A 16,114-nucleotide genomic window follows, 5' to 3' on the forward strand; every position below is an offset into this window, starting at 1 on the left:
GTGGCACCAACTATATCAGTCCCCGGAAATTCAAATAAATACCCTAAAAAGGTGGTCACGGGCCGGCAGTGTCACATCCCGGACTCGTTACTCTTTCATTCCCATTATATCATCAAGCCAGTCGAATTTGGCACCAAAAGACTGCCCGGACGCTCCGAACTGGCAGTGCGAGCCGGCACCGTATTCGTCTGAAAATAATATGTATTTCTTTTCACATGTAAGATGACCGTAAAGCTCCTTTGCCTGCAAACCGCCGGGGTCCAGGTGGTCGTTATCACTGGAACATACAAGTGTCGGACAGCTTATCTTTTCGGCAATTCCTGCAAGTGAAAAATTCATCCATTTTGCCCAGAACTGTGCTGGAGAGCCGGCACTGAAAACGAACATCCCGTTCTCGTTCAGCCACCGGGTGCCGGTATCACCCGCCATAGCTCCTTTTATGGCATCGTTGAACTCGTCAGGGTCTGTCTGCAGCCATTTATTCAGGTCTTCTTCAGTCGTGTCCGCAGCCGCTCCCCCTTCTTTCTGCAGGTTTTTCAGGAGAGTTTCCCCGACGTCATATGTACCAGGGTCTGCGATAAGCGCCGTAATACGGTGCTCATATGCGGCACCGCGGGGAGCGAGGTATCCGCCGAGGGAAATTCCCCAGAGTGCAATATGGTCTTCGTCGACATCGGTCCGGCTCACTGCATAGTCAACAACAGGTGTGATGACATTTTCCCAGTCATAGCGAAACGGAATATGCTGAACCCTTATCACTTCACCCTGGCCCGGCCCCTCGAACGTCAGGACATTGTACCCGCGTTTTATTCCTTCCATCGCATAGGAATGGAGCTCTTCCTGGCAGCCGTCAAAGCCGGTCTGGATGATAAGAAGCGGTCGCGGTGTGCCGGAATCATCAGCCATATAGAAATAGCCAGGAAGAGTCGTATTCTCATACGGGATGTCGACAATCTCATAAGGGACGTCATCGAGTGCCAGTGCGTCACGGAAAGAGTCACGGCTCTTTTCCCACGTTCCAGGGATTCGGGGGTCAGAGGAATTTCCGTGCAGGAAAAATTCGGCTGTGCGGTAATACGTTGCAGCCCGGTAATATGCTTCCATTGCAGAACGCCTGTGCCCGGCCGCAAGACTTTCGTCACCCGCATCCCGGATGGCATCCGCGGTTTTATTCCATTCTCTGTACCAGCTCTCAAAATCCCCTTCTGTGATTCGCGACGCGGTTGAAAGGCACTCCCCGATGTCAGCCTCACCCGAATACGAAGCCCCGATTGTCCTCAGGAACTGAAAATTGAATTCCTTATCGCCAAATATCTGCGAAGAATTGACAGGAGCAGGTTTTACAGACGTTTCAGGAATTTCAGGTGTTTCAGTTGCATCAACAGCGGGTGAAGTCTGCGATTGCTGAACCTGACCGGTGCAGCCTGAAGAAATTGTAAAGGCAAAAACAATTGTTATCAATGTTGTCAGGAGGGTTAAGGTTATGATATCTATTTTACAGGCTCTCCCGGATTTCATAGTTAACTACGGAATAGTAGAATAGCAGTAGTGATAACTTTTACGAAAATTTCAGCAGGATTTATATGTGACTTTGTATGCTTTCGGTCATGTACAAACTATGTGACTATCATATTCAGAATAGTTAAATTTCAGGACAGAGTGCTGATATGGAGCTTTAATACATTAGGTTAAATGCTCCATTAACTATTTATTGTATTAACTGAATAGATTGATCTATGGTACTACCACACTACCAGAGCATCGAAAATATGGAAATTGTTTTCCATAGAAGTGATAACCAAAACACAAGGGACTATAATAGGTCTCTTATAAGAGCCGTTGAAGACGGGAGAATAACCGAACGGGATAAACAGTTAATAAACTCTTTTATATCCAGAATTACTGTAAATAATGATATTTCAACAGGAAGACAACTGAAAATCTGTCGTTCTTTAATTCTTTGGAGAAATTTTGTATCTGAATATGAAAACAGTACTTATGATGACATAGTTATCGGTATAAAAGAGATCCGAAGCGTAAAATCTAAGAATGGTACAAAATATAAGCAGAATACATTAAGAGATCACATTAATTTTTTGAAAAGGTTTTACATCTGGCTAATAGACAGCGGATATTCATCTATACCAGAGAAGGAAATTAAAAAAATCAAAATTCCAACTCGAGATAAGATGACAAAAACTGTTGGTGATATTCTCACTCCTGCTGAGGTCAAAAAAATGATTGAAGCCTGTTCAAACAACAGGGACAGGGCGATGATCAGTATGCTCTATGAAGGAGCTTTCAGGGCAGGTGAAATAGGTAATTTAAAGTGGGGAGATGTGGAATTCAGAGATACTGGTTTGGTTGTGAATACTGATTTTAAAACCGGGAAGCCACGCAGGATTCCTTTGGCGAATACCACACCCTATTTGGCTAATTTAAAGGATGATTATCCATATAAAATAACTCCTGATATGCCTGTTTTCTTAACTTACGTAAATAATGACCCGCATCATGGGAACGACGAATCACGACCGGCTCATAAGTATATGACTTATGCCGGAATCAGAAAACAGCTTAAGATAATTGCTGAAAAGGCTGGTATTGAGAAAAACGTAACTCCTCATATTTTCAGACACAGCAGAATAACTCATCTTGTTAAAGCAGGTTACCCGGAATCCTACATAAAACGGGTCTGCTGGGGTTCGTTGACAACTGATCAGCTTGAAACGTATCTTCATCTTGATGATACTTATATTGACGAGACTTTTTATCAGTTTGAAGGGATAAAGCCAAAGGAAGAATTTGAAAAGACTACTCTTGAAGCTATTCAGTGTCCAAGATGTGCAAGTATAAACAGCAATTCAGCTAAGTTCTGTAGGAAATGCGGTCTTCCTCTTGATGATCAAACAGCACTTGCATATGATCAGATTCAGAGGTTCCTTAATAATTTTGTAACGGCAACAGCACGTGAAGACCCTCAAAAATTAGTTGAAATAATCTCGGAATATACAAAAAAAATTAACTAATTTTTCTTTTTTTCCGGCTAAGTGCCGTTCTGCAGGCATTGCTGCATGTTCTTTTATCTTTACGGCCAGTTATTGGTTTTCCGCAAATTGGGCAAATTCTAATGTTTGATTCATATTTCTTTTTTCTTAAATGATATTGAGATCTGCATTCATAGCTGCAAAAGAGAGCCTTTTTAGTACTAAAAAATTTTCTTCCACACATAATGCAATATCTCTGGCATAGTGCATGGCTTAAAAGCAATTTGTTACTACTCAGGTCTTCTTTGAGATACCTCAATTTACCTATATATTTTATATCATCATCAGAGTTATCTAAAAATTTATTTTCAGGTAATTCACCCAATACACAAAATTTGCTTGTTTTTTCTGTTATTTGGCGATATTTATGATTTCCTAAATACTCCTTTGAGTATTCCTTTAGTTCAGATAGATATCTATCGCGAAAATTATCTAGTTTATGGAAATAAATAAAATATGGTTCAGGATTCAAATCTAGTGGAATTCTAGGTGAAATTACAGGTTTATCACTTAAGAGATTGTCTAATTTCTCGTAAAAGCATCCATAATGCTCCAGTTTTCTTCTGCAATATTTCTGATATTCGTTTTCCAGAGAAATAGCAATATGGTTATATTTCATAGCAGTTTCAAAATCATCCTTTTTAACTTTGTGAATATATATTCCAAGATCCATATATTGATAATACCTTACGTATGCCGATAGACACTTTAAGTGACCTTTTGAGCCATGCGAATTTCTGTAGAGGTATAATGCTACTGGTCTACTGAGAATAGTTAGGTTCTCTTGGAGGTTTGAACACATAGGCTCCAAAAATTCCTTTTCGACATTAAGTATTCTACTTATTTTATAAAACAGGGGATCTGAACTGCGAAAATAAAAATATTCACGAAATAAATAATAAAATAGGTGTTTAGTTATGAATTCTCTTATACCCGGTATTGTAAAGTTAAATTTGTTTTCTGAATATACATTTAATTGGCACAAATCCAAAAAGATCTCCTTACGAAACGACATGATTAGATTTTCATAATATTTGCGAATTGAAGGGTTATACAACATGTTTTTTGATTCAGAGGTCTTTTTGGGCATATGTTACACTTATCGCTTCACATTTAAAAATTAATACGTAACCCGACCCACAGAGATGGTATGAATATAAGTAAACGAAAAACGAGACTGTCCTGTTGGATACTCACCGAAAAGATTTCATTCCAAGTTTTTGACTTTTTGATTGAGAGGGTAGTAATAGATCACTTTACCATATTCTCATCAACTAACAGCTACGTCCCAGCAGGAGAGGAGTGACAATGATGTTAGCTACCACACTATCCCAGAACACCCCTCTCCAGTATCGGGCTATCTCAAATCAGGACGAGATGGACAGTACCGACACCGTTTATTTTGTTTTATGTCCAGATGAATTTTGTGTATTTGGAGGTCATAACAATGCAGAGGCCTAAAATACAGATAACCCAGGAGATCCTTGATCGGTTGCCTGAGATAGAGAAAGCTTTTGCGTATTACCTAATCGATAAAAAAGAGCTGGTACTTGTAAATGACCTCAGTTCAAAAGAAAATCCTCAGGCTATAGCATGGGATGAGAAAATAGTTCTGCAACGCTGGTGATTAGATGACGGAAATTCCGGGAAAAAATGTAAACATACCGGTGGCTGTAGGGTTATCGAGGATATTACTTAGTGGAGTATATAAATCAACGGCTAAAATAAGCAGGAAATTCTCTGAAATATGTTCTCATTTTTCAAAAAGAAGAGATGCAAGGCATGGTGATCAGCCAAAAAAGAGGCAGATCGGGGCGATTCTTACAGAGGATGAGAGATGTACTGACTGTCCTTTAAATTATGCAAAATTCGAGAGGGATGCACTTTCTTACGTAATAGTTGACAAAATTTTTAGGAATTTACTTCTGCTGCTGGCTGAAGCAGGAAAATGCGGTCTCAAGAAGGACAATAAAAGTCCAAAAAACAAGAGGTCTGTTTTTATAAAAAGTGAAAATATGACTTTTCAGTTGGGGTTGGACGCTGTAGTTATATATTCCAGTTCTCCTGGTGATTTATCAGAGATTGGTGAATGGATTAGGAATAATCTGGCAGCTTATTATCTTAATATTGACAGTCTGGTATATAGAGTTACAAATCCTTGTTTTATTTTCAGGAATGAATGTGCTGTTGACATCATCGATCCGGGAAGAATCAAAATCATTCAGACATTACTAAAAAAGAACGACTTTTCTCTGGTTAATGTGTATTTCAGTTCCAAAAATGAGGTTTTACCCCATTTAAAAATATATAATAAGGACAGGGCGGGCAATAAAAGATTAAGAATAGAATTTGTATGTTTCAATAATTTTCAGGTTTCATCTGTTATTCCAATAAGAGACGAACTTCTAAATGTTTTGAATAACCTTTATAATGACGATCAGGCCTTTCTGAGTTACATACAAAAATATTATCCTCGGGAAATAGAACTGAAAGTTCTAAACCTAATTACCCAGTTGAAGGAGAAAATAACAAATTTAGATGATAAATTTGAGAGTTTTACTGGATTTCTAAAGAAAGAATTTTCGGAACTTAAAGTGAATACAGAAAATACTGAGCAAATAATCAGTCCGGAGATAGATGAAAAGATAAATGCAGTCACCGATGAAGTCAATGAAAAAACTTCCGTTGAGGTTCTCTATACAACAATTTCTAAGGTATTTGAGGTCTCGCAAAATGCCTCAAAGGTTTTTTTGGCTTATATTGAGAGGGAGTACCTAAATGAATCAAAATCTATCCGGCGTCAGATAAAAATTGGGTCGGTAACGGACGTATTCAGGACAGGAAAAGTAAAAGACCCTGTACTGTCGCAAAGGAAGCCTGTAATTGCCTGTACTGAGGAGTTAGTCAGAGCAGGTTTATTTCAGGAGATGTCTGGAAACCAGTTGAAAATTTCAGCGGCAGGAGAGGTATTAAAGGAAAAAATACTGGTGAAAAGAGGAGAAACAGTAGATAATAGGGAGGAACGGAGATGAACCCCTGCATACCTGTTTTTCCATTGAATATTGTCTGTAATATAAGCCAAAGGACTATAAAGAGGCGGAACCTCAAAGAGGTGGCGCATATGAGTTGCCTTATAGGCCGATCTTGGAGGGAGAGCGTATGAACTTCCTTATAGGCATAACCTTGGAGGCGGTTCTTAATCAAGAAAAATCGTTGGTGAGGAGGAAACAGGATCATGAATGAAAAACATTCATATCCTTTGGTGAATGATCCTTCTGAAAAAGGATGCATGAAAGGAGAGAGTATTCTTTTAAAACAGAATACCCGTATTTTAACCCCCGCAGAGTATCGCGGATTAAGATCTGAATTTCAAAACTATACGCACAAGATGATCTTTGATGGAATGCTCTTTTCAGGCGCGAGAACAGAAGAATTCTGGAGATTTATTAAATACAAAAGGTACTTTGATCCTGAAAGATGCGTAATTCATCTGCCTGAAAAACTAGTGAAAAAAAGCAAAGTAAAACACAAGGCCAGGGATATTTTCCTTTCAAACTGGGGTCTGCAGGCTATGGAAAGACTATATGACAGTGAGGTATATGAAGTTTCCAGAGTGGCATGGAGGGAAGACTTGCTTAGGGCAGCAAAGAAGGCTGGGATTGGTACAAACGGAATAATGCCTAAAATGACCCGGAAAACCTGGGAATCCTGGTTAATAGTCTCTTTCCCGCATATGGCATTACAGATACATATGTCACAAGGTCACAATAGTATAACTGCAATGAACCATTATCTCAATATTTCATTCACTGCTGAAGAGAAATTTGATATGAAGAAATATGTTACAGGGTTCTGTGGCGAGACACTGTAGTCAGGATATGTTGCATATGCAACATCTTCAAATCCTGACCTTTACAATTTTAAAGAAAGTTAATGTTTTTATCTTTTCTGTAATCATTATCCATATAAATCCATCAATTATCATTTCTTTTGAGGGGTGAACCTTAACGTTTTAGAATAAAACGTAAATATTTATCCGGTTGTATAGATAAAATAGGACTTGGAAAAGATGCAGATTGAAAATAAGAATATGCTAAAATTTGATTTTAACATAAGCTTTTTAGTAATTTTTGTTCTCTGTGTTATTTTAGGAGTCCTGTTCTGCCTGGATGTCATTTCAACATCATTCATCATCTGGTTTGGAGGACTTGAATATAATCCTGTAATGATTATTTTTGCTTACAATCCTGTGCTTCATCTGATTTTTAAAATAGCTATTGCTTATCTGATAATAAAAATGGCAATGTCCTATGAAAAGAAATACCAATATACCGGAGTTGTGGCTTTAGGAATGGTAAATATTTGGTATATCTTTGTGATATGCAACAATTTAGGGAATTTAATGATTATTGAATATTTGTTTTAAAAAAAGGAATTCCTTTTTTAACATTTTCTTCATTTTCTACATTTTCTTCATTTTATTCTTCTTCTTGTTATTCTTAGAAATATAAAATAACTGTGTTCAAAGCTATTTTAATGGGATTTTATAATATATTAAATTACAAATTTGAAAACGTCGATATAGACTGTTTAAATACAGAAAAGATTGAGAATAAATTAGATTATAGCAAAAAGATGGATTGGATGAGTCAATTCCTCCTATAGGGAAAAAGATGTACTTGGGGCTTTGAAAAACCTGAGGATAAAAATTGAAAAAACAAAATTTTGTCAAATTCAGGAATTTCCTATTCCTATGGTTGGAATTAATGTCAGAGCAAAAGGAGTAAGAATTGTTCGTATTTCTAACCGTGAAAATGATGGAAATGGCATACCGTTTTGGGCGACTGATTTTCTGAAGAAGAAAAAGAGAAAAACATCCGATATGATCTTTAAAATTGAATTATGTCCTAAAAATCTGAAGCAGTATCTTGGTGTGAGGCCTGTCAGGCTAGGAAAGCATGAGCTCAGATTGGATATATCCTTCTTGCAATCATAGCTGTTGTCAGAATGGAATGGATTAGAATTAAACAGAATATATCATTGTACTAACAGAAAGAACAACCAATACGTTATGCTATGAGATAAAGGATGAAAGAACTCAAAAGAATAAAATTAGTATATTACTTTTTTTCAAAGAGCAACTACGTAAATCCTGTTTAAATAAGTTATTTTATGGATTACCATTTTAAACAAGAATCCACTTACCCTTTTTTTATTGCAAGTTCAGATGCAATCCTGTGTCTCTCAGGAAGATGCTCAAGGGACATCGCGTTTAATCTTAAAATTAGATACAGGCATCGTTTTTTAACTGCTAAATAGAGCTCCCCTGCTATTGAATTACAATTCTTATTCTCCAGTTAATACCTGTATGTCTGAGGGTCTGGCTGAGCTTCTCAGGCTGCAATCCTATGTACCTACGGAGGGGAAAAAATACGCCCGTTAATACGAGCAACGGGTACTTCGATTTTATACCTATTACCTACTACCTGTACTATTCATCAATTGAGAGAGTAGGAAACCTGCTATAAAACCAATCAGGACTATAACAGAGGGACCCCCTTCTAAGGGAGCACCTCTGAGGGACTGCATTTATATAGAAATCTGGAAGGTTACGATATTTTCATCATTTTATCAGACCTGCCGTATCTATATAATGTCCAAAAAATCAAACACATTTTAAGGAATCAATAGAGATGTGATTTTCAAGGCACAGATTGAGATCGCCCTTTTAATTGATCATGAAAATCCTGCACGCCGGACCTGAGAGCTTTTTGCAGCGACAAGGGCTGCACCTGAGATTCCAAGGATAACCGCTACACTCATTACAGGATCGGGAAGTGTGATAGTCATGGAAAAATATGGTTGGAATTTTTAATTTTTAGGAGGGAGGCATGAGGATTAAAAGTGAGATTAGATTTTATTGGGTGTAGATTTGATAAATTTCATTCTTATAATTCTTTAATTTTTAAAATTGAGCAATAATTTTTAAATCCTAACTTTACAAATCACAAGAAATAAGGATTGAAAAACAATCAAAAAAAGTTAAATCTTTTTTTAAGAAATCGACTTTAAATTATCTTCTTGTTCTTGAATTTTAAGTCTCAATTCTTTTATTTTTTCAATCAATTCACGCTCTTTATCAGCATTCATAACCCTTGTCTGTTGTTCCATCTCCAAGTGTTCAATTTGCTTATAAAAATCTTTTATTGCTCTTTTGCAATTTATTGATTTATTATTTTCATTTCTGGGAGGTTTTAAGATTTTATTTTGATTTGACTCTAATTTTTGATGCAGATCATTTATCTGCATCTGGAGTGATTCGTATTGCAAATCACTGATTTCAAATCTGATTCTATATTCTTTTTCTGCACTCATTAGTGAACCCGCAAGTTGTTCCCTAAGATTCGTAATTTTTTCATTAATTTCAATAATTGTTTTTTTAGACATATTAAATCCCCTTTTTTTACTATTATTTAGGCTTCTAAAACAATTTTAGCGTTCAATTTATGGGCAAATTCTTTTGCGGAGTTAATATCTTCCCATTTTGAGATGGTGATGCATTTTAGTCCTTTCCCTGTGTTATATACCGGAAAAGGAATTTCTTTATGCTCCTCTTTTTTAGCATTTTTTGCCAATTTTGGGGGAATTATTTTCTGAGATAATGTCAATTTTTTAATTTTTTTATCATTTACATTTCTTCTAATTTTTTCAGCCTGTCCCTTTTGAATTGTGTAGTTTATGATCTGTTCTAATGATTGAGGTGAAAAATCAGGAATTGATCTCTCTTCTTCAGTTATAATTGAAAAATCAATTAAATTATCCCCTGTTTTTGATAATTCTAAAATTTTATCATCAGCGACTCCAAGAAGAAGGCTGTGGCTTAATTTCCAGGGACAGCTTTTAAACCATTCTGAAATAATAGATTCGATTTTTTTTACTTCATCTTTATTTAATAAAACGGATGTTTCAAATCCGCTTTCAAGACCAAGTCTTGTAAAATTTGATGTAGTAATAATTCCTGATTCTCCATCTACTAAAACACATTTTGCATGAAAACGTGAGTGACCCAAAATAGAAGCATTGTGCTCTGCAAGTTTTAATAGTGCTTTTGTACTTTTTGGTGTTTGTTTTGTTCCGATTTGAATAGAAACACCACGGGAAGAGGCATTTTCTAATTCTTTAACAATTTGATACCCAGGATCAAATGACCATCCTGTAATATAAATTGATTTTTTAGCACCTGTAATTAATTCAATCAGGTATTTTCTTAATGTTTTAGATTTATTGGTCGTTACCGGCAGAGTAATTTCTCCCAAATCAGGTTTGAAAGAGAGATCTTTTTTCACGGCTCTTAATTTGCCAGGTTCTAGAAGTTCATGATCTGCCATCTCCCAAAAGCCATTAAGAAAATGTGAAAAAAAGGATAATATTTCATCATTCTTAAGTGAAACGGCTATTTCAATATTTGAACCTGTCATAGGATCAACAGTAGCATTACAGGTCATCATCAATCCAAATGGATTATCCGAAAGAGGATCAATCAGAATATATTTGGCATGAAAACTATCGCATGTCCTGACAAGTATCTTCCCAGCAAAAGAATTTAAAAGTGCAATATGCTCTTTTATTATATCACTCTCTTCTTCCAGGTTTTCGCTATTAATGTTTTTGAGATCTTCTTCTCTTGCAGTTAACAGAAATATTTTTACTCCTCTATTTTCGGCTTCTAAAAGAGCCTCAGTCACAGGACTTTTTTGAATGAGAAATGATGAGAGATAAATTTCATTATGAGCTTTTTTAATGTTTTTAACTAAATATGTTATTAATTCACCATTTTTAGAGGGTATGATAAAATCACGTTGGTTTTCTTTTATTATGTCACCATTGAAAACCGGAAGGTTATTTAAATCCGTAACTTTTTTGCTTTCCCAGCATGTTCCAAGTATCTCATCTTCAAAACTAAATGTCTCTTGGATTGGTTTTTCAAGAGATTTCAAGATATTACCGGAATAATTGATAGCCATATTATTTCACCCTCTTAAATGTAAGTATTTCTGGAGCTGTAAAATACCAGTATTTTTGTCGATTTTTATCTTTTGCTTCGATGATTTCAGATTTTAGTTCATCATAAGAATGGACTCCATTCATTAATTCATGATGTTCAAATCTCTCTTTAAAACGCTGAATTACTTTTTCACAGAGAGCATTATACGAGTCTCTATCAATGTAATAGTTGATTGAACTGGAAATTAGATAATTTGACCATGAAATAGCATCCTCTAAAGTCTTAGGGAGTATTTTTATATTTTGTATTGAAACATCATTGAAAGTTCCAAATCCTTCTATAGCCGGGGATTTTATTTTCAATGACTTTTTTCCTGAATTTATTTCAGAAGGATTATTTTTAATTTCAGAGAATTTTATTAGAAGAGCAGGTTCATTTTCAAATTCAATAATATCACTGGCATGTTCAGCAACCATTTTTTTCAGGATTTCAAGGAGTGATAAATTAATTACAGGTTGACATAGCGATTTAATCTCTTTTGTCGGATTTTTTCTTTTATCAGATGTAGATGTATAAACTTCCATCTGTGGAGACTGTTTTGATGATAATATAAGATTAATTGATATTTTTTTTATTTGCTCGGAGTTATTTACTTCGCCTTCAATATTTATCAGTTGTATTTCTTCTCTGTTCTGTGCATCTAGTTCAATAATTTTAGGAGAATTTTGTAATGATTTTATTATTTGTTTTAGCCACTCAGGATTTTTGGATTTTTGAGTGTTATTTTTTTGATTGTCATTTTGAGAATATTTGCTTGACTTCTCTTTAAAATCCTTTCTTTTATTTTCGGATTTAGGCTCACATGCAATCATTTTTTCACGGAAAAGCGAGTCTTCAGTCGTATAAATCACAAATAACCCTTTTTCAGGAATAGGAATTTTTCCGATTTCAAGTGCCTTCCTTCCAATTTCTGTCAATGTATAATTATAGTCCTGATTTTTATTATAATCAAAAGAAATATTACTTGAATTTTGCTCATTTTTTTCAAGGAAACCCATGGATTCAAGAGAAATAAATATTTGATTTTCTTCTTTATCTTTGGGAGTGTATGGCCAGGAATGAAGTAATAATGATTCGCATTTTTTTGTTTTAGAACAACTTCCAGCTCCAACTAGTGCGGGGTTTAAAAGGCCCATCTCAAAAAGAGATTTTAGAAGATCCTCATCAACATCATAATAAGTGTCCCAGAAGTTTTTACCTTTTAGAAGATTTAATAGTCTCTCCCCCCTGCTACTAAGATAATAAGTCAAATATTCTGAAAGACTATTCTGTTCAATTCTGTCTGATTCTTTTTTAATTAGGCTGGATCCTTTTTCAATAAGCTTGTATTGTTCAATTCTGTCTAACAGGCGTTTTCCCATTATATGGTTTGGAATTTTATTGAGAAGCTTAGTGTTTATCTGCTCTGCTGTAATTCCACCTTCTTCTTCAAGTTTTAAAACAGGGAGAAGAAAGTCATAATCTTTGTTAAATGATGCAATCTCCATTATTGCCTCATAAGATTTGACTGAAATATTCCGTTCAAGTTTAATTTCCATTTTTATTACCTCCAAATTCTATATCTCCGGGCGTACTTTCTGTTGCCAGTGCTTTGAGGAACACAGATTTACTTCTCTCAAAATTTTGTTTATCCCCAAACATAACCAGCTGATAACGTGCTCTTGTAACTGCTACATTCAGCCGATTCTGGAAATTCAGAAATCCAATGCTTGATTTTTTGCAGCGTTTATTATCCCTTCTACGACAGGACTGAACAAATGATAAGAAGACTAAATCGGCCTCATGACCCTGAAAGCGATCAACGGAGCATATTTTTACAGAGATATTGCAATCTTGGCGAACAAATTCAGATGGAATACCATTTTTTTCAGAAATATCAGCCAGTTCATCTTTTAACTTTTTTTCCTGTCCTTTATAGAAAGAAAGGACAGCTATTGACCAAAGACCATTTTTATCGCCAGGATTTGGATTAGATTTAGCCCAATTGATAAATTCATTGAGAGATTTTTTTATAGCTTTAACTTCTTTCAAATTGTACTTTGATTTCCCAAATCCCAAATCCTCTTTTGAGGGCTTTAGATCTATCCAGACACATCGTGAACTATATGTATTATATTTCCAATCTCGTTCATTTTTCATCCTTTCATCGCCGTTTGCGTTTTTTAAGGCCTTGCCTTCATAAATATACTTTCGTGGCAGATTGGATATATCAGGATGCATCCTGTGCTGATATGTCAAAAGGGTATGGCGAATATCTAAAATCTCAGGATTTTTTCCACCATAAGAAAGACCGCTGTATAAAGCTATAAGATCATGATCTCTCCTTTTTGAATGTGTCTCAAATCCTTCCTGAAGTAATTCAAGGACGGAAGGAAGAGCAATTCTCCGTATCTTATCGATCTCATTTTTTACAAGATCAAATCTCAGTTTATGCTTTTTTGAATCATCCGTTTTGGGATTATCTCTTTCATATTTGGGAATGAGCAGATCCACTTCAGAGGAAAGCTGATCATAATCATCAGAATTTTTTAACTCATGCATTCTGCTGATTCTCCAGGTGATTTCACCTTCCCAGGATTTGTTTTCATAAGTTTTAGCATTCCAGGCATTTCTTTTTCGAATGAATTGATCTGAAAAAAAACCATGAATTTCATTATCATTGAAATAAACATCAGGCGGCAGATATGATCCTATTTTAGAGACTAAATCTTTCTTGGCAATAATGAAATTTGATCCAAGAATTTCAAGCTTTTCTGAATAACTACTTGGAGTTTGAGAAATTCCTTTACATGTAAGGATTTCATTTTTAATTTTATGCTCTTTGCAATAGTTATTTGTCTCTTCGGCTTGTTTTAGGGAATATTTATAAAAATCAGAAACATCTTCATCTGTTTCTTTAATCATAAGAACATTTTTTGGACCTCTATCAAATCCTGATGCCTGGAATGCTGCATAACAAATTTCACGGTCTTTTTGTCCATTCTCCTTTGTAAATGACGGAAGATTGCTAAGGTTCTCTTCTATCGGAGTCTGATCCACATATGGGGATAATTGTTTAACATCACCAGATAAAATCCATTTCCTGCCGTATAGAGCAGGTACAAGAAATTCCTGGAATGTTGTTTTTGAGGCTTCATCCAGTATCACAAGATCAAATAGAGGTTCTGTCAGGTGAGTGTTCTTTATGATTGGGGCTTGTAATATTCCAATGGTTGTACCACAGATTAGATTAGCTACATCAAGAAGAAGCGTTTGAAGGTTCTTTTTTGCATCAGCCTTATTTTTTGTAAGTGATAGGTTCCATATTTTTTGTGATTCTGTCAAATTGCCTGATGTGGATTTACTGTTTAGAAAATTTATAAGATCATTTCTTTCATTTTCTACAAAATTATTAAGGCAGTAAGGCTTTATTAAATCCGAAACATTATCCTCATCACCTATCCTTAAAGGGATAGCCCCACATGCTTCTTTTAGAGTTTTTTCTCCTTCAGCTGTTTGAACATAGGTTTCAAGAAGTTTTTCAATAACATTATCAACTGCAACATGAGTCGAAGCTACCATTAAAACTCGCTGATTTCTCGATATAGCCTGTGCAATTAATTCCAGAATTGTGGTTGTTTTTCCTGAACCCGGCGATCCTTCAAGAATTGCGAAATCCGGCGTACCCCATGCTTTTCTAACGAATTCACGCTGTTCATCGGTCCCGTCCCTGTTTTTATCGGTGAGCAAAAACCACATTTCGGGGTTAAATGATGTATCACTTTTCCCCCAACTAAAATCACGCTCCTTTTGTCTGAAAAGATTTAAAAGGGGAATCTGATGTCTTTGAGGAGATAAGGCCAGGTCTTCAATTGCCTGACGTTGTCTTTGAATTATGTAAGTATTGTATTTTGCCCAGAAGGTTCCATTTTCAGGTAATTCATTGACAATAATTGACTCTTCTCGTTTTAACTTATTTCTGAAACGGATATTCCTTGTTTTTCCTTTAGACTTTATCTCTATTGTGTCTGAATCAGACAGAAAATTCAGAGCCAGATCCTCTTCATCTTCTCGTACTCTTTTTTCATCAGAATTCCCATTATCATAAGTTGAGACCAATTCGGGATGAATATTGCTCAGAGTAAATTCCTGAGGAGTGAATTGAAAAGGATATCTCATTCCGTTGGATTTAACATAAACGATTCTATTGATATAGGGCCCTTCAATTAGCTTAATGGTTTTTTTATCCCTGTTAATATGATTTTCCTGGATTCTCTTCGTCAGTTTCTCATCAAGAAATATGCCCTCTGAAGAAAACGGGTTGAGATTAATATCTGCATCTGTAGCTGAAATTTTGCCTGTTGCATTTTTTGTGCTAAAAGAAAACTTATAGCGTTTTTTCTTCAATCTATATTCAGCCTGGTTTAAAAAGATCTGAAAATCTTTGAGTCTTTGAACGACTCTATCCTCTAGTTGCTCTGGATCTTCCTCTCCAAGGTTAGCGTAGTATAGATTACTCATTATAATTCTCCTTTAAAAAGATCTTTAAAAATTTGTATATTATCGCCATTTTTCACCATATCTTGAAAAATATCAATCGTAATAACATCATTATTTTCATTATTAACCACATAATGAGCTTTTAATCCGGCAGAAAGGCATAACATCCCCATCGAAAGAACCATTAGATTAGTTCCTCCGGTTAATCCTGCGATTATGTGATTTATACCATCATTTGAATAAAGAGAATATGCATCAAGCATTTTTTTAGTCATATTCTCCAGAGCTTTTTCTTCAAAAGGATCAAGTAAAACTGTTTCCAGGACATTAATTTCTTTTTTCTTAATATCCTTAATAAATTCCAGGTTTTCGTTAATCAGATTAATTGATGTAAAAAACACAATATTACGTATCTCGTAGTATTCAATGACACGGTTTATATGCTCCTTTGAGTTTCCAAGGAGAAGAAAATGTATTATTTTAAATTTCTGTTTATTGTCTTTCATTTTATTCTTCCTTAATC

At 35.4% G+C, this 16,114-nt stretch carries 13 protein-coding genes; 6 read left to right on the forward strand and 7 right to left on the reverse strand.

Annotated elements, in window-relative coordinates:
• Positions 1-87: 87 nt before the first annotated feature.
• Positions 88-1,518 carry a S9 family peptidase gene (locus tag J2128_RS09495; RefSeq protein ID WP_209690967.1) on the reverse strand — a complete coding sequence of 477 codons (1,431 nt, stop codon included), beginning with the start codon at positions 1,516-1,518 and terminating at the stop codon, positions 88-90.
• 251 nt (positions 1,519-1,769) lie between these two features.
• Here J2128_RS09495 and J2128_RS09500 point away from each other — a divergent pair, with 251 nt between their 5' ends.
• A complete protein-coding gene (locus J2128_RS09500; protein WP_209690970.1) occupies positions 1,770-3,029 on the forward strand; it encodes a tyrosine-type recombinase/integrase in 1,260 nt (419 codons plus the stop codon).
• Here the strand turns inward: J2128_RS09500 and J2128_RS09505 are convergent.
• The gene (locus J2128_RS09505) at positions 3,022-3,720 is read right to left on the reverse strand and encodes a DUF2116 family Zn-ribbon domain-containing protein (RefSeq protein ID WP_209690972.1); all 699 of its coding nucleotides are present in this window, start codon (positions 3,718-3,720) and stop codon (positions 3,022-3,024) included. The genes J2128_RS09500 and J2128_RS09505 overlap by 8 nt on opposite strands.
• An 819-nt stretch (positions 3,721-4,539) precedes the next feature.
• Here J2128_RS09505 and J2128_RS12890 point away from each other — a divergent pair.
• From J2128_RS12890 to J2128_RS09525, 5 genes are all read left to right on the forward strand, one after another.
• Complete coding sequence (locus J2128_RS12890) at positions 4,540-4,674, forward strand: hypothetical protein (protein WP_281069299.1); 135 nt, start codon at positions 4,540-4,542, stop codon at positions 4,672-4,674.
• 4 nt (positions 4,675-4,678) lie between these two features.
• On the forward strand, positions 4,679-6,079 hold the full coding sequence (locus J2128_RS09510) for a hypothetical protein (RefSeq protein ID WP_209690974.1): 1,401 nt from the start codon (positions 4,679-4,681) through the stop codon (positions 6,077-6,079).
• A gap of 203 nt (positions 6,080-6,282) precedes the next feature.
• Complete coding sequence (locus tag J2128_RS09515) at positions 6,283-6,918, forward strand: hypothetical protein (protein WP_209690976.1); 636 nt, start codon at positions 6,283-6,285, stop codon at positions 6,916-6,918.
• 198 nt (positions 6,919-7,116) lie between these two features.
• Positions 7,117-7,473, forward strand: a complete 357-nt coding sequence (locus tag J2128_RS09520; protein WP_209690977.1) for a DUF5658 family protein — start codon at positions 7,117-7,119, stop codon at positions 7,471-7,473.
• Between the two features lie 327 nt (positions 7,474-7,800).
• A complete protein-coding gene (locus tag J2128_RS09525) occupies positions 7,801-8,043 on the forward strand; it encodes a hypothetical protein (protein WP_209690979.1) in 243 nt (80 codons plus the stop codon).
• A 1,058-nt stretch (positions 8,044-9,101) separates the two neighbouring features.
• Here J2128_RS09525 and J2128_RS09530 read toward each other — a convergent pair.
• Genes J2128_RS09530 through J2128_RS09550 form a run of 5 tightly spaced genes read right to left on the reverse strand, consistent with a single transcriptional unit; the run spans position 9,102 to position 16,097 of the window.
• A complete protein-coding gene (locus J2128_RS09530) occupies positions 9,102-9,494 on the reverse strand; it encodes a hypothetical protein (RefSeq protein ID WP_209690981.1) in 393 nt (130 codons plus the stop codon).
• A 26-nt stretch (positions 9,495-9,520) separates the two neighbouring features.
• Complete coding sequence (locus J2128_RS09535) at positions 9,521-11,071, reverse strand: phosphatidylserine/phosphatidylglycerophosphate/cardiolipin synthase family protein (RefSeq protein WP_209690983.1); 1,551 nt, start codon at positions 11,069-11,071, stop codon at positions 9,521-9,523.
• A 1-nt stretch (position 11,072) separates the two neighbouring features.
• Complete coding sequence (locus J2128_RS09540) at positions 11,073-12,650, reverse strand: hypothetical protein (protein ID WP_209690984.1); 1,578 nt, start codon at positions 12,648-12,650, stop codon at positions 11,073-11,075.
• Positions 12,640-15,612, reverse strand: a complete 2,973-nt coding sequence (locus tag J2128_RS09545) for an AAA domain-containing protein (protein WP_209690986.1) — start codon at positions 15,610-15,612, stop codon at positions 12,640-12,642. The genes J2128_RS09540 and J2128_RS09545 overlap by 11 nt, the downstream gene beginning before the upstream one ends.
• Positions 15,612-16,097, reverse strand: a complete 486-nt coding sequence (locus tag J2128_RS09550) for a hypothetical protein (RefSeq protein WP_209690988.1) — start codon at positions 16,095-16,097, stop codon at positions 15,612-15,614. Before J2128_RS09550 ends, J2128_RS09545 begins: the two co-directional genes overlap by 1 nt.
• Between the last annotated feature and the right edge of the window lie 17 nt (positions 16,098-16,114).

It is taken from the genome of Methanomicrobium sp. W14 (genome assembly GCF_017875315.1).
GTDB lineage: Archaea > Halobacteriota > Methanomicrobia > Methanomicrobiales > Methanomicrobiaceae > Methanomicrobium.